16 protein-coding genes are annotated in these 17,387 nt (G+C 55.4%); 8 read left to right on the forward strand and 8 right to left on the reverse strand.

All coding sequences use genetic code 11. The annotated features are described in order from the left end of the window. Positions 1-37: 37 nt before the first annotated feature. A complete protein-coding gene (locus SADFL11_RS03840) occupies positions 38-1,102 on the reverse strand; it encodes a site-specific integrase (RefSeq protein ID WP_008192601.1) in 1,065 nt (354 codons plus the stop codon). Positions 1,103-1,199: 97 nt separating this feature from the next. Between SADFL11_RS03840 and dusA the strand changes: the two genes are divergently transcribed. Further along, positions 1,200-2,252, forward strand: coding sequence for a tRNA dihydrouridine(20/20a) synthase DusA (dusA, locus tag SADFL11_RS03845; protein WP_040450678.1), 1,053 nt, complete (start codon positions 1,200-1,202; stop codon positions 2,250-2,252). Positions 2,253-2,266: 14 nt separating this feature from the next. Here dusA and SADFL11_RS03850 read toward each other — a convergent pair whose 3' ends face one another. The 4 genes from SADFL11_RS03850 to SADFL11_RS03865 form a co-directional block, all read right to left on the reverse strand. Then, the gene (locus tag SADFL11_RS03850; protein ID WP_008196150.1) at positions 2,267-2,980 is read right to left on the reverse strand and encodes a retropepsin-like aspartic protease family protein; all 714 of its coding nucleotides are present in this window, start codon (positions 2,978-2,980) and stop codon (positions 2,267-2,269) included. Beyond that, positions 2,977-3,162, reverse strand: coding sequence for a DUF1289 domain-containing protein (locus SADFL11_RS03855; protein ID WP_208981257.1), 186 nt, complete (start codon positions 3,160-3,162; stop codon positions 2,977-2,979). The genes SADFL11_RS03850 and SADFL11_RS03855 overlap by 4 nt, the downstream gene beginning before the upstream one ends. Positions 3,163-3,223: 61 nt before the next feature. Next, positions 3,224-4,375 (reverse strand): alpha/beta hydrolase, encoded by a 1,152-nt coding sequence (locus SADFL11_RS03860; protein WP_008195083.1) that lies wholly within the window; start codon positions 4,373-4,375, stop codon positions 3,224-3,226. 79 nt (positions 4,376-4,454) lie between these two features. Continuing rightward, positions 4,455-5,330, reverse strand: coding sequence for an adenosylcobinamide-GDP ribazoletransferase (locus tag SADFL11_RS03865; RefSeq protein WP_050775952.1), 876 nt, complete (start codon positions 5,328-5,330; stop codon positions 4,455-4,457). Between the two features lie 110 nt (positions 5,331-5,440). On the opposite strand from SADFL11_RS03865, the gene cobT reads away from it, so the two are divergent. Next, positions 5,441-6,466: a nicotinate-nucleotide--dimethylbenzimidazole phosphoribosyltransferase gene (cobT, locus tag SADFL11_RS03870; protein WP_008193290.1), complete on the forward strand. Its 1,026-nt coding sequence runs from the start codon at positions 5,441-5,443 to the stop codon at positions 6,464-6,466. A 19-nt stretch (positions 6,467-6,485) separates the two neighbouring features. Here the strand turns inward: cobT and SADFL11_RS03875 are convergent, their stop codons facing one another. After that, positions 6,486-8,036, reverse strand: a complete 1,551-nt coding sequence (locus SADFL11_RS03875) for a sensor histidine kinase (RefSeq protein ID WP_008194969.1) — start codon at positions 8,034-8,036, stop codon at positions 6,486-6,488. 130 nt (positions 8,037-8,166) lie between these two features. Here SADFL11_RS03875 and SADFL11_RS03880 point away from each other — a divergent pair, with 130 nt between their 5' ends. Continuing rightward, on the forward strand, positions 8,167-8,814 hold the full coding sequence (locus SADFL11_RS03880; protein ID WP_008195036.1) for a uracil-DNA glycosylase family protein: 648 nt from the start codon (positions 8,167-8,169) through the stop codon (positions 8,812-8,814). A gap of 51 nt (positions 8,815-8,865) precedes the next feature. On the opposite strand, the gene SADFL11_RS03885 is transcribed toward SADFL11_RS03880, so the two are convergent. Continuing rightward, a complete protein-coding gene (locus tag SADFL11_RS03885; protein WP_008190688.1) occupies positions 8,866-9,822 on the reverse strand; it encodes a sulfurtransferase in 957 nt (318 codons plus the stop codon). A 233-nt stretch (positions 9,823-10,055) separates the two neighbouring features. Here SADFL11_RS03885 and SADFL11_RS03890 point away from each other — a divergent pair, with 233 nt between their 5' ends. After that, positions 10,056-10,547 carry an Lrp/AsnC family transcriptional regulator gene (locus SADFL11_RS03890; protein ID WP_209002827.1) on the forward strand — a complete coding sequence of 164 codons (492 nt, stop codon included), beginning with the start codon at positions 10,056-10,058 and terminating at the stop codon, positions 10,545-10,547. Positions 10,548-10,704: 157 nt separating this feature from the next. Beyond that, a complete protein-coding gene (locus SADFL11_RS03895; protein ID WP_040450675.1) occupies positions 10,705-11,955 on the forward strand; it encodes a glycosyltransferase family 87 protein in 1,251 nt (416 codons plus the stop codon). A 45-nt stretch (positions 11,956-12,000) separates the two neighbouring features. Here the strand turns inward: SADFL11_RS03895 and SADFL11_RS03900 are convergent, their stop codons facing one another. Continuing rightward, complete coding sequence (locus tag SADFL11_RS03900) at positions 12,001-12,639, reverse strand: TetR/AcrR family transcriptional regulator (protein WP_008196913.1); 639 nt, start codon at positions 12,637-12,639, stop codon at positions 12,001-12,003. 163 nt (positions 12,640-12,802) lie between these two features. Between SADFL11_RS03900 and SADFL11_RS03905 the strand changes: the two genes are divergently transcribed. From SADFL11_RS03905 to SADFL11_RS03915, 3 genes are all read left to right on the forward strand, one after another. Beyond that, positions 12,803-14,839, forward strand: a complete 2,037-nt coding sequence (locus SADFL11_RS03905; RefSeq protein ID WP_008190096.1) for an NADH:flavin oxidoreductase — start codon at positions 12,803-12,805, stop codon at positions 14,837-14,839. Positions 14,840-14,983: 144 nt separating this feature from the next. Continuing rightward, on the forward strand, positions 14,984-16,219 hold the full coding sequence (locus SADFL11_RS03910) for an aromatic ring-hydroxylating oxygenase subunit alpha (RefSeq protein WP_008191081.1): 1,236 nt from the start codon (positions 14,984-14,986) through the stop codon (positions 16,217-16,219). A 3-nt stretch (positions 16,220-16,222) separates the two neighbouring features. Beyond that, positions 16,223-17,302 (forward strand): FAD-binding oxidoreductase, encoded by a 1,080-nt coding sequence (locus SADFL11_RS03915; RefSeq protein WP_008191429.1) that lies wholly within the window; start codon positions 16,223-16,225, stop codon positions 17,300-17,302. Positions 17,303-17,387: the final 85 nt, after the last annotated feature.

The following is a 17,387-nucleotide window of genomic DNA, read 5'->3' on the forward strand; positions in this document are numbered from 1 at the left end:
CGATCCGTCTTTAGCAACGCGTTTATGAAACCATCGCCTATTCACAGTACTTTTTGGCCCAATGCCAATCTTGGTATCTATCCCCAAACTGCCGAAAATGGCTATATCTCATGAGTCCCTGCCAGCCTCTATGCCCGGTTACGCTTGCTATTTGAGGAATAGTCCAACCTAGCTCTGCAAGCCATGAAGCGCCCTCATGTCGAAGGTCATGAAAACGCAGATCACTAATATCCAATACTTTGCAGGCTCTGCTGAATTGTGTGCTGATTGTTCTGCTTTTGTATGGAAAGAATAGCGGGCCCTTGTTGGGCGTGCTGCTTAATAGGCGCAGTGCTCGATCAGGTAAATTGCACCAAAGATCGTTTCCCTTGCCTCTTACCGGATCTTTCATATCTCTAACTAGAATTCTGTTTCCATCAAAGTCTAGACGGCGAAGTGATGTGATTTCACCTTGCCGGCGCGCTGAAAATATTGCGAACAAAATAATCCTAGGCATGTCTGCGGATTCTGGATACCGACGTTTTGTTTCTTCGAAGTATCCCAGAAGCCTATTAAGTTCGTCCAGAGTTGGTCTTCTTGCTCGCGGAGCATCCTTACCGATTATCTTGAGCCGTCTTGCCGCAGCGGTCGCGTTTCGTATTTCCTGCAGATCCAACGGTATATCCCAGGCGGGCTTTGCTATTGAAAACACCGTTGATAGACAGGAAGCATAAGTTGCTACTGTTTGAGGTTGGCATTTTGCACCCAACGACCTGAAAAAGCTTACCAATCTAGCAGATGAAATATCTTTGCATTTTTCATAAGATATCTCATTGGTTTCGATAGTTTTCAGAACTTGCAGCTGGCTTCGTCCAATGTTGCCGTCTGCGGCTTCAATAAATTTTCTTATTGCATCGCCTAGTGTAACGTTTGGGTCCTTAGTGAAATTGAAATAGGGAGAATTCACTTCACACTCCCTTCGACTTAGCCACTCTGACGCCAAGGTAATTTTTTCAAAAGTCTTTGACTCTCGATAGACGATTGCTCCGTCGCGCTTTATAAGGATCTGCGCTGAATAGCGGACGCGACCGTCGCTGAGATATCTCTTCACAATAGTGCCCATGGGAGATCTCCAGTACGCCTGCTGAAATTGCAGTACGACTTAGTCGTGCTTCCATCAAAAACACTTAGAGAATCGTACTACAACTCCTGTATTTCCCATGAGCAGAGAACTTTATAAGTCACTGAAATCAGATGTAAAAAACACCGAAAGAGTGCAATTTCCAAATGTGCGATTTGCGGTTGCACCGATGATGGAGTGGACTGACCGCCATTGCCGCGCATTCCACCGGCATTTGTCGGCGCACGCGCTGCTGTACACCGAGATGGTCACAACCGGCGCTGTGATTCATGGTGACCGGGAGCATATTTTGGGATTTTCCGATCTGGAGCATCCGGTTGCGTGCCAGCTTGGCGGGTCTGATCCGCAGGCAATGGCTGAAGCGGCACAGATCGTGGAAGGCTTCGGCTATGACGAGGTCAACATCAATGTCGGCTGTCCGTCGGACCGGGTTCAGTCAGGACGGTTCGGTGCGTGTTTGATGGAAGAGCCGCAACTGGTTGCAGACTGTGTTTCTGCGATGAAGGCGGCTGTCGCCATTCCCGTCACCGTCAAATGCCGGATTGGCGTTGATGATCAGGACCCAGAGCCCGCGCTCGATGCCGTTGCCGATTTGACCTTCGCCGCTGGATCCGACGCGCTTTGGGTTCATGCCCGGAAAGCCTGGCTTCAAGGCTTGAGCCCGAAAGAAAACCGGGATGTTCCACCGCTCGATTACGACCGGGTGGTGCGTTTGAAACAGCGCCTTCCGGACAAGTTCATCGGGTTGAACGGAGGTCTCGATACCCTTGAACAGGGCGAGCCTTATCTCAAACCGCTGGATGGCCTGATGTATGGCCGGGCCGCGTATCATTCACCGGAAATCTTGGGCGAAGTCGACGCCCGTCTTTATGGCGCAGAAACCGAGACCATCTCGCCATGGGATGCGGTGCGCGGTCATATGACCTATCTGGAAGATCAGCTCTCCCAAGGTGTGAAACTGGCGCACATGACCCGGCATATGCTCGGATTGTTCCATGGTCGGCCAGGTGCGCGGTCCTGGCGCCGGATTCTGACCGTGGAAGCCATCAAGCCCGGCGCCGGACTGGAAGTGGTTGAAAAGGCACTCGACGCCGTTAGTCCGGCGTATTTCGAAGTGGATGCAGCCGAGTAACCCTTGGCTATCTTCTATGGATTCATGATCAGCCGGTCGCCCTCAATCCGCCAGCTTCTGAGGCGGTCGAGCGCGGTCATGCCGAGCAGGCTTTGACCGAGTGAGCCGTCCCGCGCGACAAACGCCCGGACATTGCGCAAGGTGTGATCGCCGATCGTCAAATTGTCGATCCGGCTCGGGGCAACAAGTGTCCGCCCGTTGGCTGTTGCAACAGGCACGGTGAACGACAGATCGCGTTCCGGAATTCCGGCCCTGGCCGCATCTTGATAGGTGAGGACTACGGCGCTGGCACCTGTGTCGAGCAGAAAGCTTGTTTTCCTGCCATTGGCGCGTCCGTCGACCACGAAATGCCCGCCAGCATCCCGCACGATCAAGATCGAGCCGTCAGCCTGGGTGACCGCCATTCCCGGAGCCAAAGACCCTAGGACCCGGTACCCTGCCTGAACCAAGTCGGTTCGGTAGGTATAGCCGACCACAAGCAAGGCACACAAACCGCCCCAGAAGAGCGTTCCTTGAATGATATCGCGCACTTTCGGCTGTCCAAAGATGAAACTTGCCAGGAAGACAAAGGCGAGAGTGGAGAGAGCGACAACCCGCGGTCCGGTGTCGTCGAAGTTTAGGTTTTCCGGGTCCGTCGGATCGCCGAAGAACAGATAGAAGGCAGCAGCCGCCATCACAGTAATCAGGATGACAATTGCAAAGCCCCGGTATTGCCCGCGCCCGCTCACGTAAGCGCCGCTTCTCCGGCAGAAAAACGCATGCGCCGGGTATCCAGGCTGTTCATGATCGCCTGGCGCTGCGTATCGTCGAAACTGCTCCAGGACGCGATTTCATCAAGCGTGCGGAAACATCCGGTGCAAAGGCGGCTGACCTGGTCGATCTGACAGATTTTGATGCAAGGTGACTTCATGGTTTCCATATGGCGTTTGAAGGTGTTGCTGCCAATGCTTCTTTCAAGGATTTCACAAATATTATTGCCTTGATCCGCCAGTCGCCAATGTGAACGGTGCAGCTATGATCTTGATCGGTAGAGTAACCGCTGCTTGGGTTGTGTTCCCGACAAAACTGCCGAGGTCATCGCCGAGTGTTTTAGGTCCGGTAACACTGTTTTGATCGGTCAGGCCACTTTTCAGAAGGGCGTCCCGCAAGCCGGGGGAGTACTCGGCCAAGGCTGCAAACTTGCTGTGGCTGGAGGTTTCGCCGGCGTCGAGTTCGGTCACGTCAAAGACGATCGCCCCGAGCTCCGCCAGTTCTTCGTCATCTGAGTAGGCGCCGACCCGCTCAACCCCGCCCGCTATGGCCCGGGACAGGCGAAGGGCCTTGTCGTCTCTGGAAACGACGATGATGTAAGGTTTCGGTGGCTTCCCGAGTTTTCGAAGGCTGGATTTGAAGAGATCAATATCAATGTCCGGAGCCGCCAGAACAACGCTGTTAATCTTTCTATCGAATTGGCGGCGTTCCGCTAGAGGCATTTGGCGTGCGGTCTCCAGCAGCAAATAATTGCCCATAGAGTGCGCCAGGATTGAAATGCTGTCCGCCTTGCTTTTCGCAAGCAGACGGAAGGTTTGCTCCAGACTGTCGCGTGCGAGCGCGGCACTGTTCAGGTCGTAGACATACCCTTGCAGCTGTCCACGCGAGGCCCAGGTGAACAACACAGGGACGACCGGCGCCTGGGAATCATGGACGAATTGCGTAAACCGGTAGAGGCCTTCAGCAAACAACGTGTTATAACCGTGAATGAACAGCATCACGTCCCGTTTGCCCTTGGGGCGCGCAGAGAGCTGCTGGTTCAATTGCCTCAAGAATGCCTGTTCGTCCTCGATATACCCGGCCTTGCGGGCCACGAAGTCCGTTTTGGGGTTTCCGGGAAGCTCACGTGGCCATTCGACCGCACCTGCCTTGTGGGTTGGGGGGACGGAGATCGTCGCTTCCGCATAGTTGATTGTTGGAGAGCGCTCGCCATTGAAAAAAGTATTTGGAGTTGGGTCTTTTTGGCGCGTTGTTACGATGAGGACGTCGTGATCCTGAGCACCAGCGGCCGGTTCTGTATTGATTGCAAGAGTGCCTGTCGTTGGCCGGCTGCCGCAGGCGCTGAGCAACAAGGCGATGAGCAGCGCGGACATGGCCAGTCTCGCCGGCGAGGGAACTGAAATACTCAACATCAACGGCCATGCCTCTTGCTCGGTCCGGATCACCGGCTGGTTACACGGCCACCATAAGCACTCCGGTCAGGAATCCAAGTCCGCTGATTTGCTGAATTGCCCCTAGGACATCTCCGGTTGTTCCATTGATCTTGGACAGTGCCACCTGTGCCACACTCAGGGCCGCAGTGACGCCGACCACAATGCCGATTCCGACGGCTTGCAGCGGCAAAGCAAAAAGGGCTGGGAGCAAAAGCACCAGCATTACCAGAACACATTCGCGTAGAGCAGCATCTGACGGTTTGCCGAACCGGGCCCCAAGCCCATCGGGCCGGGCCAGCGGCAACCGGTGCCATTGCCACACCATCAGAAACCGGCTGAAGGCTTCAACAGTCACAATGAGCAGGGCCGTGTCCGCTGCTCCGAAACTATCCAGCAAAGCTGCGATCAAAGCAACCTTCAGAACAATGGCAAAGACCAGTGCGATTGCGCCAAATGCGCCGATGCGGCTGTCTTTCATGATGTCCAGTCGCCGGGGGACCGTAGCGCCCCCGAAAAAACCGTCGGCCACATCGCTCAGGCCGTCTTCGTGCAAAGCGCCGGTCACGATCGTAAGGACGGCTGCGGCCATCACTGCAACAACGAGTGGGGAGAGGCTGGTTGCTCCAAGCACCAGAAGCAGGCCGGCAGCCGGAAGGGCCACAAATGCACCCGCGAGCGGAGCAGCTCTCGAGATCCTGGCAAATTCGGGAAGCGCTGCCGGATCATCGGCCGCATTGATCTTCTCAAGAGGCATGCGCGAAAAGAATCGGACGCAGGCCGCCATGTCAGCGAACAGTACCGCTAGAGATGACACCGTCGCGGTTGATTGGTCCCAAGAAAACTCAGGCTTTGTTTCGGATGCAGTTTCAGTGTTTTGGTCGTTTTCAGACGGCATCCTGTTCGGTCCGGAGCTTGAGTTTTATCAAGGGGCGGTTATAGAACGGCCTATCGAAGAGACCAAGAGGCGGCCTAACTTTCCGCCCACCAATTGGAACTGTGAGCACAATGTCCCTGTCCGAAACCGCGCTGCCCTTCGACGATATCCGCAACCTGGTCAAGTCCATGCCCGGCCCGGACGAAGAGGCGCTTCAGAAGGTGAAGGCTCGGGATGCACAACTCACCAAGCCTGCCGGGTCTTTGGGCCGTTTGGAAGAGATCGCGGAATGGCTTGCTGCCTGGTCCGGCAAGGCCCCGCCGAAAATCACCCGTCCGATGGTGGGGATCTTTGCAACGGCACATGGCGTTGCGGACGAAGGCGTGTCGGCATTTCCAAGCGCCGTGAACCGTCAAATGGTCGAAAACTTCGCAGCTGGCGGAGCTGCCATCAACCAGATCTGCCGGGTCAACGACATTGGCCTCAAGGTGTTTGATCTTGCTGTCGATATGCCCACACCGAGCATCACCCAGGAAGATGCGCTGGATGAAGCCAATTGTGCGGCCACCATGGCTTACGGCATGGAAGCGCTGGCGGGCGGTATCGATCTCATCTGTCTCGGTGAAATGGGCATTGGCAACACGACGGTTTCTGCTGCTGTCCTGAATGGCCTGTTTGGCGGATCGGCCGCCGACTGGATTGGCCGTGGCACCGGCGTGGACGACGAAGGTTTGGCGCGCAAACGTGACGCCGTTGAAAAGGCAGTGAACCGGCTGAACGGCGAAAAAGACCCGCTGGAAGTGCTTCGCAAGGTTGGCGGACGCGAAATCGCAGCGATGGCCGGACTGATAATCGCAGCGCGGCTTCAACGCGTTCCCGTGGTGGTCGATGGTTTTGTGGCAACGGCGGCTGCGGCTGTCGTTTACGCAATGGATCCGGAAGGGCTGGATCATTGCCTGTTTGCGCATGTCTCGGCCGAGCACGCTCACGCCAAGGCGCTGTCGCACATGGGCAAAGATGCACTGTTCGACTTCGGCATGCGTCTCGGTGAAGGCAGCGGAGCAGCGTTGGCGGCCGGGATCATCAAGACCGCGGCCGAGGTGCATTCTGGAATGGCAACGTTCGCTGATGCCGGCGTTTCAGAAAAGTCTGAGTGACGAAACTCTTCTCACGACCTTATGCGCTGCGTGCGTTCTCAAGGTCGAAGTCGGTGCTTTCCGTGTCTGCCCAAACGACGTCCGGTGAATAGTTCATCACCCGGGCGCGGGGCAGGGACATGATTGCCTCGGTGCCGACACCCAGCTGGGATTTGATCACGAATTTCCCGTCATGCATTCCAACGAGTGCCTGAACGATTGACAGTCCGAGCCCTGTGCCGGGTTCCGCGCTCTTGATGGCGTGAGACCCCTGGCCAAAAGCTTCCAGCACTGTCGGAATTTCGTCTTCCGGAATACCGGGGCCGGTGTCGGTGATGGAAACATATTGCCCATCGTCGCTGGTCCGGCCGACCTTGATATGCACTTCACCGCCCACCGGCGTGAACTTCACAGCATTGGAAATCAGGTTGAGGACGACCTGTCGCAGTGCACGCTCATCGGCCCAAACACGGGGCATGTCCGGTTCGAGGGTGTGATGCAACATGATGTTCTTGGCGTTGGCGCGCACGGTCATCATCGACCCGCATTCATCGACAACCTCTTCCAAATAGAGCGATTCTTCCTGCAGTTCGTGGCGGCCTGCTTCAATCCGTGAAAGATCAAGGATCTCATTGATGAGGTTCAGAAGATGCTGGCCAGAACCATGAATATCTGCGGAGTAGCTCTTGTAAGTGTCGTTCTTCATCGGACCGAGCACCTCATCCTTCATGATTTCGGAAAATCCAAGGATTGCGTTGAGCGGTGTGCGCAGCTCGTGGCTCATCGTTGCAAGAAACCGCGATTTTGCAACGTTTGCAGCTTCAGCGCGGCGGCGTGCTTCGTCCGACATGGCGTTGGCCGTTTCCAATTCGGCAATCAGATGGTCCTTTTCCGCGCGGTATTCCAGCATGGTGTTGGCGTTCTTCAAGAGCTGATTGCCGAGAATGAAGAAGAAGCCCTGTGCGCCAATCGCCATGGCGGCCAGCGTGTAATGGATCGGGTCGATCTGTTGCAAAAAACTCGCCGTGACGATGAGCGTCATCGGCAAGGTGCTCGCCAACAAGCACCGCGGCAACGTTGCCGATTGCATGGTGTTCATTGCGACCACGATCAAGAGCGTCGCAAAGTGAAAGATCACAAACCCGTCGCCCGCATTGTCCGATCGCGGAAGAAGAAAAAATACTGCCCAGGAGCATCCATAGAGAAGGTCTCCGAGGGTGAAGCGGCGGCGCCAATAGATCCGGGCTTTTTGGTCCGACGGTGCGCGCTCATAGGAGTGGCACGTGACGACCATCAAGAGATGCGTGCAAAGCGTAACAATCAGCCAGGCGCCGAGAAAGAACGGGTTCAGCCAGATTACCGAGATCGCGGTGACGATAAGCACCAGAAGGGGAACCGCAAAAGCCGCGTTGATCCGCGTGTCGGCGAAGAGATGCTGGCGTTCCAGCTCAAAGGTTGAGTGCTGCCGGTCAGACGTGCCGAGGCGGCTGCGGACATTTCCGGCCGAACGGGCCATCTCGCGCCGGCGGCGCGCTCTATCCCGATCAATTGCCTGACTGTCGTCGTCTTTTACTGACGCGGCGGTGTCCATTCGGCCTGCCCAAGGTGTTCAATTGGTTATTTCGATTATGCTTGTTTCCTTGTTTTGACTCACCATTCCTTAAGATCGTCCCTAGAATTGTGGTAAGCAAAAGGTTAACCGGATCGCTAAAATTAAGGCATTGATTGAATTGACGAAAATCCAAGAAATTGAAGCTCTTGCAAACGCAGTGCGTGGGTGCCGGATTTGCGTCGAGACGCCTGAAAAGGCGCCATTGCCGCACGAGCCCCGGCCAGTTCTGCAAGCGTCTTCGAAGGCGCGGATTTGCATTAGCGGTCAGGCACCTGGAACCCGTGTGCACAAGAGCGGACGCCCTTTTACAGATCCATCGGGTGACCGGCTACGATCCTGGATGGGGATTGGGGAAAATGTCTTTTATGACCCGGACCTGCTTGCAATCGTTCCGATGGGCTTTTGTTTTCCTGGACTGGATGCCAAGGGCGGGGATTTACCGCCGCGGCCGGAATGCCGGAAAGTCTGGCACGACCGTTTGTTTGCAGCCATGCCGCAAATCGAATTGATCTTGGTTATCGGTCAATATGCACAGGCTTACCACTTGGGTAAGGCGCGCAAGGGATCTTTGACGGAAACCGTTGCCGCATGGAAAACCTACTTTCAAGAAAGTGGACAGTCTAACCGTCCGCTTGTCCTGCCGTTGCCGCACCCGTCCTGGCGCAATAATGCTTGGCTGAAAAAGAACCCGTGGTTCGAAGCCGAGCTGCTGCCGGTCCTTCAAAAAGAAATCGCCCGGCTGTTGGGCCGGGCGTAAGGTGAGGGGCGGCACACTTGTTGATGCCGTGCCAGCCCCAGGGGAAAAGTCTTAGTTCGTTGCCGTTTTTGGGCTTGAGATCGGCAGATCCTTCTGCTGGCTCCAGCCAACCATGCTGTCGTCATAAACGGCGACATTCTCCTGGCCGAGTAGCTCGCTCAAAACAAACCAGTTTGTTGCGGCCCAGTGGCCTGTGTTGCAGTAAGAGACGACCGGTGTGTCAGAGCCGGACACGGCATCCTGTGCCAGCGAGGCCAAAGCTTCCCGTGATTTCAACTGGTTGCTTTCAGTGTCGTAGAACTTTGCCTGGTCGAAGTGGGTTGCGCCCGGCAGATGACCGGAGCGGGTGGCATCCTTGTGCTTCTCAGCGCCTTCAAACTGTGCCAGCGGCCGTCCGTCGAGCAGAATGGCATCCCCGCCAATAAGGGACGCCACATCGTCGGTGGAGACCAGCAGCTCGGGACGCGGCTCGGCAATGAACATGTCGCCCTCAGGTACGACATTCCCGCTTTCCAGCGGTTTTCCTGCCTTCATCCAAGCGTTATGGCCACCATCCAAAATGGCGATTTTGTCGTGGCCGAGATACTTGAAGGTCCAGTAGATCCGGGTCGCGGCTCCGAAATCGAGGTGAGATGTTCCCGCCGGAACCAGAACGACGGTCCGGTCTTCATGAACGCCGAGTTCAGACAGCGAAGCCTCCAGCTTTTCAATAGACGGCAGAACGCCAGTCACATCGCCGCGCGAGGTGCGCCAGAAACCCGGATATTCACTCCACACAGCGCCTGGAATGTGGCCCTTGAGGTAATCGTCCTTGCCGGATTTGGCGAGCGGGGAGCGAATGTCGAGGATCAGCAGGTCGTCATCGTCCTGATTGGTCTCAAGCCAATCGACGCTGACCAATGGAGAGGCCTCCAGCGCCTGCGCATCGCTGCTCAACACAGTCATTTGAAGGAGGACAGCACATGCGGCGGCCACAATCGCTTTTGTGCCAAGATGCAAACGTGTCATACCGGTCTCCGTCCGAAATTCGAATAAATTTCTATCAGATCGTGGAAATTGCACTGAGAATGCGCTGTTTCAAGCGAATTCAGCTCCATTATTGGAAGAGAAATCTCAATTTCTCTTGCACTCCCCCTATGTAGAACGGTATTGCGGGATCTGGACCCGGCAGGCAAAAAGAATCCTGTCATTTTGGGCGTCCCAAAGCTTGGTGACGCCACGTTTTCTCAGGCAAAACCATGATCGACCGTATAGACCGCCGTATTCTCTCCATCCTTCAGGAAGATTGCACCGTGCCCGTTGCCGAAATTGGCCGTCGGGTTGGGCTGTCGACCACGCCGTGCTGGCGCCGCATCCAGAAGATGGAAGAAGACGGTGTGATCACGGGCCGGGTGGCGCTGCTCGATCCGGCCAAGGTCAACGCAAAGGTGACAGCGTTTGTTGCGATCACCACGAGCCAACACTCTGAAGACTGGTTGAAGAAATTTGCCGACGTCATTCAGGAGTTTCCCGAAGTGGTCGAGTTTTATCGCATGGCGGGGCAAGTGGACTATCTCCTGCGGGTCGCGGTGCCGGACATCGAAGCCTACGACTCGTTTTATAAACGCCTGATCGCCAAGATCGATATCTCCGACGTTTCGACCACCTTCGCGATGGAGCAGATCAAGAATACGACTGCACTGCCGCTCTCTTATGTGGCGACCGAAAAGCCGAAAGCTGAAAAGGATAATTAGGCTCGCCAGATGCTTTAGCGCTTAAATTGAAATATGACCGGCATATTTTCACCATGTGTCAGCTGCCATTATCAAATTACTGTTGAGCGGTTCTTGGCTGACGTGTTTCTTTTCAGATGAATTCTCGGGCGATTAAGAGCATTTCAAGGATCGGCTTATGGGGTCTTTTTTTCGGGTGATGAGGGCCGTGCGGGCTCAATACCTGAACGCACTAAATGCTGATGCGCTCAATAATAACTTTGGCGGGCCGCTGTTTTTATTTTTTGTTGTTACATCGGCCATTGCTGTCCTCTCTCTCTTCGTGACAGAGAGCCAGGGTCTTTTTGACTTTCTTGGCGGCCTTGACCGGATCGGGCGGGAAGACTTTTTGGCTTTCTACCGGGCAGGAGATCTGGCGAAGGGCGGCCAGGCAGATCTGGTATACGATCCAGCTGTTTTCATTCAGCCATTTTCGGAACTGAACAGGGGCCTTCTTTTTCTCAATCCGCCACATGCCTTGCTTATCTTCGAGCTCTTGGCTTTCCTGCCTTATCAGATGGCACGAGTGGTTGTGCTTCTTGTGAACCTTATCGCTATCTACGGGATCGTCAGGGTTGCGCACTTGAGGCTTGGCTTCAGTCCATATGTTCTTACGTTTCTCGTCTATGGCTCTTACAGTTCCCTGGTCTTGCTCCAGATTTCGCCAATTGTCATCTTCCTGATCGCCTACGCGCTGGTGAACAGTGTCAGCCGGCCTGTGTTGAGCGGACTAGCGCTGGCGGCGGCGACAATCAAACCGCAATTTGGGCTTCTCATTCCGGTCTTCCTGATTGGTCAGAAAGATTGGCGTACGTTTTGGATAGCTGCGGTTGTCACCACAGCATTGATCAGCCTGTCAATTTTCAGATTTGGCTGGCCCGTCTGGGCAAACTATATCAGCACTTTCACCGATGGATCCGGATCCGGTCATTTCAACCAAGTTTATATTGGTATGATCACAGTCGGTCAGTCGCTTGGAAAGCTATGGTTTTCAAGCGACTACAGGGTTTGGGCGCAAATCCTGGCTTTGGTCCTATGCGGGGGAGGCATTTGGTATGTCGCCAGGACCATATCGCGGAAGTTTGCAGTGCCAGTGTGTCTCATGGCCATGGCTGCGGCATCGCCATCTTTCTTGTTTTACGACTGGCTGATAATCAGTGCCAGCTTGCTATTGCTCCTTCAGCTTGTGCCAAGTTGGCCGCCGCACCTGCAGATTACAGCTGGTTTTCTCTGGATTGCCCCTCTTGTTCAAATGATGCTGTTCAGTGATGGGCAAGTTGCCGAAACAGTCGAAGCGGCCAGGTATCTTTCGGCATTTCTGCCGCTGCTGATGTTGATTGTTTCGATCCAGATCTATCTCTTGGTTCGAAAACAGGCTTCCTATCAATAGGGGGAGAGACTGCAATCTTCAGCCGGATGTGTAGGTCTTTACGGGTCAAACAAGTGGATGCCGGGCGCGGAAGCGGGCGATTTCCGCGTCTGAGACCGGTTTGCCGGTGAAAATCTCAGCGTAGTGGGGCATGCGCGCGAGGCGTGGTTCCAGCGGTTCGGACGGCCCGTCTTCTTTCATCGAGATGTAGCCGATCTGGGTCTGATAAACAGTGTTTGCCCGCACACTTGCGTATTGCGGTGCATCGCCGAACCGCAAAAACAGAGCTTCCAAAGCTTCGACGCGCACTTGATCAGCCTCGTTGAGCAGTTTTGCCAGCTGCGGGTCGGTGTGCGCCCAGTTGCGGACGGCAAATTCCAGGCGGGAATCGAACAGTTCCGGCATTAGCCACAGATCGAAGATGTTCAGCATCGCTTCTGTGACGGTCTCAGCGTAAGCCTCTGTCTGCTGGACGAGATTTCCCGTGTTCTTGGTTTGCCAAAGTGTAATCAGCGCGTCCAGGAGATCCTGCCGGTTGGAAAAATGGCCGTAAAAACTGGTGCGTGACAGGCCGAGCCGGTCAGCAAGGGGCATCACCTTTACAGCGTCAATACCGCCATCCAAAAGCGCTTCATATGCCGCCTGGACCCAAATGTCGCGGGAGCCGCGCCATCCCGATGTTTTGCTGATCAGATCCGTGTTCATTCTGATCCGTTATCAGCGCAAATCCGCAGAAACAAGCAAAATTGACACCTATGTTTTCAAATCCGACATAAATGTCGTTTTTGCGGCTTTTCAAAGAAGCCCATGCGGCCTTAACTGAGGGCATTCCGCGACCATCGCGGGCATGCGCACAAGAGGGAGAGGCATGTCGAAAGATCCGTTGCTGCAGCCGTATCAGCTGAAACATTTGACCTTGAAAAACCGGATCATGATCACCTCTCATGAACCTGCCTATCCTGAAGACGGGATGCCGAAGGACCGCTACCGGGCTTATCACGAAACGCGGGCCAAGGCCGGTGTCGCCCTGACCATGACGGCCGGATCTGCTGCGGTGTCGCGCAACTCTCCACCGGTCTTCAACAACATCCTGGCTTACAAGGACGAGGTGGTGCCTTGGATCAAAAGGCTGACCGATGCCTGTCATGACCATGGCTGCGCAGTGATGATCCAGCTGACCCATCTTGGCCGGAGGACCCACTGGAACAAGGGAGACTGGCTGCCTGCTGTCTCATCTAGCCATGAGCGGGAAGCTGCCCACCGGGCCTTTCCGAAACAGGTCGAAGACTGGGACATTACCCGGATCGTTCAAGATTATGCCGATGCCGCAGAACGCATGAAAGAAGGCGGCATGGATGGCATTGAACTGCAGGCCTATGGCCATCTCATGGATCAGTTCTGGTCCCCGGTTACCAACACACTCGGCGGTCCTTATGGCGGTTCCTTGGAGAACCGGATGCGGTTTTCGATGGAAGTGGTTGATGCAGTGCGTGACCGGGTCGGCGATGATTTTATTGTCGGGATCCGGTTCACCGCAGACGAAGACCTTGAGGGCGGGATCACAGAGACCGAGGGCCTGGAGATAGCCCGGCGCTTGAAGGCAACGGACAAGATCGACTTCCTGAATGTGATCCGCGGGCATATCGATACTGACCCGGGCCTGACAGACGTTATTCCGGTTCAAGGCATGCGCAACGCGCCGCATCTCGATTTTGCCGGGCGGGTTAAGAAGGAAATCGGACTGCCGACGTTTCACGCAGCGAAAATCCCGGATGTGGCCACTGCGCGCCACGCGATCGCCGAAGGTCTGCTCGACATGGTGGGTATGACCCGCGCCCACATGGCGGACCCTCAGGTCGTGAAGAAGATTGCGGAGAAGCGCGAGGACGATATCCGTCCTTGTGTCGGGGCGACCTATTGCCTGGACCGGATCTACCAGGCTGGTGATGCGTTGTGCATCCATAACGCGGCGACGGGACGTGAACTGACCATGCCGCATGAGATCCCGCCGGCGGACGAAAAGAAAAAGGTCGTTGTTGTTGGAGCAGGGCCCGCCGGTTTGGAGGCGGCACGTGTTGCCAGTGAACGTGGTCACGACGTTACGGTCTTTGAAGCGGCGCCCGATGCTGGTGGTCAAATCAGGCTGACGGCGCAGTCCGAACGGCGCCGGGAGATGATCTCCATCATCGATTGGCGTTTGCAGCAGTGTTCCAATCGCGGGGTCACATTTCACTTCAACAGATTTGCAGAAAGCTCTGATATCGAATCTGAAAACCCGGACACAGTCATCATTGCGACTGGAGGTTTGCCACACACTGATGTGCTTGGTGATGGAAATGATCTGGTGGTGTCGGCCTGGGACATCATCGCGGGTGACGTTAAGCCGGGCAGGCGGGTGCTGGTCTATGACGATGCCGGAGATCATCCAGCCTTGCAGGCCGCAGAGATGATTGCAGCATCAGGGGCACATGTTGAGATCATGACCCCGGACCGGTCCTTTGCGCCCGATGTCATGGCGATGAACCTGGTGCCTTATATGCGTGCGCTTCAGGACAAGGATGTACGCTTTACGGTGACTTATCGCCTAAAAAGCGTGCGCCGGTCCGGCAACCAATTGGCAGCTGTGATTGGAACGGACTACTCGGCTCACACCGAGGAGCGAGAGTTTGATCAGATTGTCGTGAATCACGGCACTGTTCCGATGGATGAGCTCTATTTTGAGCTGAAACCGAATTCGACCAACCTGGGCGCGGTCGATCAGGACGCATTGATCTTCGGCCGGTCTCAGCCGCAAGGCGCGAATCCGAACGGGGCCTTCGCGCTCTACCGGATCGGCGATGCGGTTGCTGCCCGTAACACACATGCGGCAATCTATGACGCTTTGAGGATAGTGAAAGATATCTAGAAAAGCGGCACAGCTGACTGAATTTGCAGCACGTCTTACTTGGATAAAATCATGCCGTTTTTGTGCTATGTAAAATCACAATTGCGCGTCAATTATCCGCCAGATCAATGGCCACCAGAAATGGCTTTTACAGGATGATGCAGAATGCACAGCGACGCTGATATTCTTTCGCTTCTCATGTCCCGGACCCCCGGCTATTCCCTGCCGCAGGCCTTCTACGCCGACGAGGACGTGTTTCAGGCGGACATGAAACACATCTGGCACAAGGAGTGGGTGTTTGCGATCCCATCTGCGGAATTGCCGAAAACCGGGAATTACGTGACGCTCGAATTCGGCGCCTATTCGATCATCATCGTGCGCGGCGCGGATGGTCAGGTCCGCAGCTTCCATAACTCCTGCCGGCACCGCGGCAGCCGCATTTGCTCGGCTTCCAAGGGAAGTTCTCCGAAGCTCGTATGCCCTTATCACCAGTGGACATATGAGCTTGACGGCAAGCTCTTGTGGGCGCGGGAGATGGGAGAAGACTTCAAGCCTGAAAATCACGGATTGAAGCCGGTTCATTGCGCCGATGTGTCGGGCATGGTGTTCATCTGCCTTGCAGACGTTGCCCCCGACATCTCTGACCTCAAGGCTCAAGCTTCCCGATATCTTGGGCCGCATGACCTCTCTAACCTCAAGGTGGCACATCAGTCGACGATCACAGAGAAGGCCAACTGGAAGCTGGTACTTGAGAACAACCGCGAATGCTATCACTGCTCCGGTTCGCACCCGTCACTCTGCCGGACCTTTTCTGACGATCCGAACCTTGTTGGCGGAGACGATTCCAGCAGTTCCAATGTGGGCTTGGCGCATGTCGATCGCTGCGAAAAAGCCGGCTTGCCTGCCAAATACGTGATCAACGACGGCGAACAGTGGCGGTTCGTCCGCATTCCATTCCTTGGGGACGCGGTGAGCTACACGATGGACGGCAAGGCTGCGGTCTCCCGCCGGGTTGGATCTGTCCCGTTCGACAACGCCGGAACCTGCCTGTTTTTCCATTATCCAAACACTTGGAACCACTTCCTCTCCGACAGTGTCCTGACCTTTAGCGTGCTCCCGGTCGGGCCGATGGAAACACGGGTCACGACGACGTGGCTGGTGCACAAGGATGCCCAGGAAGGCGTCGACTATGATCTGAAGCGGCTGACCGAGGTTTGGGTGCACACCAACGACGAAGACCGGCAAATTGTCGAAGAGAACCAGATTGGTATCAACTCTCCGGCCTATGAACCCGGACCATATTCTCCTGTTCAGGAGAGCGGCGTGATCCAGTTTGTCGACTGGTATGCCCAGACCCTTGAAAAGGGTTTGGTGCGCCGGTTTCGTGTGGCGGCGGAGTAAGTCATGGCGATGATCCCGATGCCGGACAAGGACACTCCTGTCTGGACCGATGCCGAGATGCTGGAATGCGTGAACGTTTTGCCGGAGGCACCGAACGTAAAGACCTTCACATTCCGCCCGCCGTCCGGCAACCGCTTCGTTTATAAGGCCGGCCAGTTCATCACGCTTGACCTGCCGGTTCCCGGCGGAAACGTGCAGCGCACCTACACGATTTCATCATCGCCAGTCACACAGGCCTATCTGTCCGTGACTGTGAAGGCACAGGAAGGCAGCATCGGGACGCGCTGGATGCTTGGTCATCTGGTTCCTGGCATGCAGATCAAGGCCTTTGGGCCTGCGGGCCTGTTTCATTTACCGTCTAATCCTGACGGCAAATTCCTGTTCATTTCCGCAGGATCTGGTGTGACGCCTATGATGTCGATGGCGGGCACGTTGTTCGAGCGTGGTGAAGAGCCGGACATCTGCTTCATTCAGTGCGCCAACCGGCCGGCAGAGCTGATTTTCCGCAAGCGCCTTGAATATATGGCGTGCCGGACCAACGGTCTGCAGCTGCATTTCGTGGTCAATCAAAGCGATCCTTACGAGGTTTGGACCGGCTATCGCGGTTACTTCAACCAACTGATGCTTGGTTTGATGTGCAACGACTATCTGGAACGCGATGTCTATTGCTGCGGTCCTGAAGGGTTCATGGAAGGTGTGCGTGAGATCCTGAATGCGCTCGGTTACGACATGGACCGGTATCACCAGGAAAGCTTCCAGGCTCCGGCGGAAACCAAGGAAGAGCTCACCGAGTTCGACGACGTGGTCCCGCAGGAAGACACCAAGGCGCATATCGTCTTTACCGGCTCCAACGTGTCGGCCTGGTGTTCTGAGACGGATACGGTTTTGGCTGTTGCCAAGGAGGCCGGGCTGAACATTCCGTCCGGTTGCACGTTCGGCGTTTGCGGTACCTGCAAGGTCAAGAAAGTGTCCGGCGACGTGCATATGGTGCACTCCGGTGGCATCAGCGATGAGGACGTCGAGGATGGCTTCATCCTTGCCTGTTGCTCCAATCCGATTGGCACGGTCGAGGTCGAAGTCTAGGCCGGACAGAATAAAACATTCAGAAATTGAGATGTATCAATGGCTCTGGCCGTGATCGTGCCGTATCCTCCCAAAAAATAAAACT

The sequence above is a fragment of the Roseibium alexandrii DFL-11 genome, assembly GCF_000158095.2.
Classification (GTDB): domain Bacteria; phylum Pseudomonadota; class Alphaproteobacteria; order Rhizobiales; family Stappiaceae; genus Roseibium; species Roseibium alexandrii.

Coding starts and splice junctions, on each gene's coding strand:
- SADFL11_RS03840 (WP_008192601.1), bottom strand. CDS start 1,102: ATGGGCACTATTGTGAAGAGATATCTCAGCGACGGTCGCGTCCGCTAT.
- dusA (WP_040450678.1), top strand. CDS start 1,200: ATGAGCAGAGAACTTTATAAGTCACTGAAATCAGATGTAAAAAACACC.
- SADFL11_RS03855 (WP_208981257.1), bottom strand. CDS start 3,162: ATGAAGTCACCTTGCATCAAAATCTGTCAGATCGACCAGGTCAGCCGC.
- SADFL11_RS03860 (WP_008195083.1), bottom strand. CDS start 4,375: ATGTCCGCGCTGCTCATCGCCTTGTTGCTCAGCGCCTGCGGCAGCCGG.
- SADFL11_RS03865 (WP_050775952.1), bottom strand. CDS start 5,330: ATGCCGTCTGAAAACGACCAAAACACTGAAACTGCATCCGAAACAAAG.
- cobT (WP_008193290.1), top strand. CDS start 5,441: ATGTCCCTGTCCGAAACCGCGCTGCCCTTCGACGATATCCGCAACCTG.
- SADFL11_RS03875 (WP_008194969.1), bottom strand. CDS start 8,036: ATGGACACCGCCGCGTCAGTAAAAGACGACGACAGTCAGGCAATTGAT.
- SADFL11_RS03885 (WP_008190688.1), bottom strand. CDS start 9,822: ATGACACGTTTGCATCTTGGCACAAAAGCGATTGTGGCCGCCGCATGT.
- SADFL11_RS03895 (WP_040450675.1), top strand. CDS start 10,705: ATGGGGTCTTTTTTTCGGGTGATGAGGGCCGTGCGGGCTCAATACCTG.
- SADFL11_RS03900 (WP_008196913.1), bottom strand. CDS start 12,639: ATGAACACGGATCTGATCAGCAAAACATCGGGATGGCGCGGCTCCCGC.
- SADFL11_RS03905 (WP_008190096.1), top strand. CDS start 12,803: ATGTCGAAAGATCCGTTGCTGCAGCCGTATCAGCTGAAACATTTGACC.
- SADFL11_RS03910 (WP_008191081.1), top strand. CDS start 14,984: ATGCACAGCGACGCTGATATTCTTTCGCTTCTCATGTCCCGGACCCCC.
- SADFL11_RS03915 (WP_008191429.1), top strand. CDS start 16,223: ATGGCGATGATCCCGATGCCGGACAAGGACACTCCTGTCTGGACCGAT.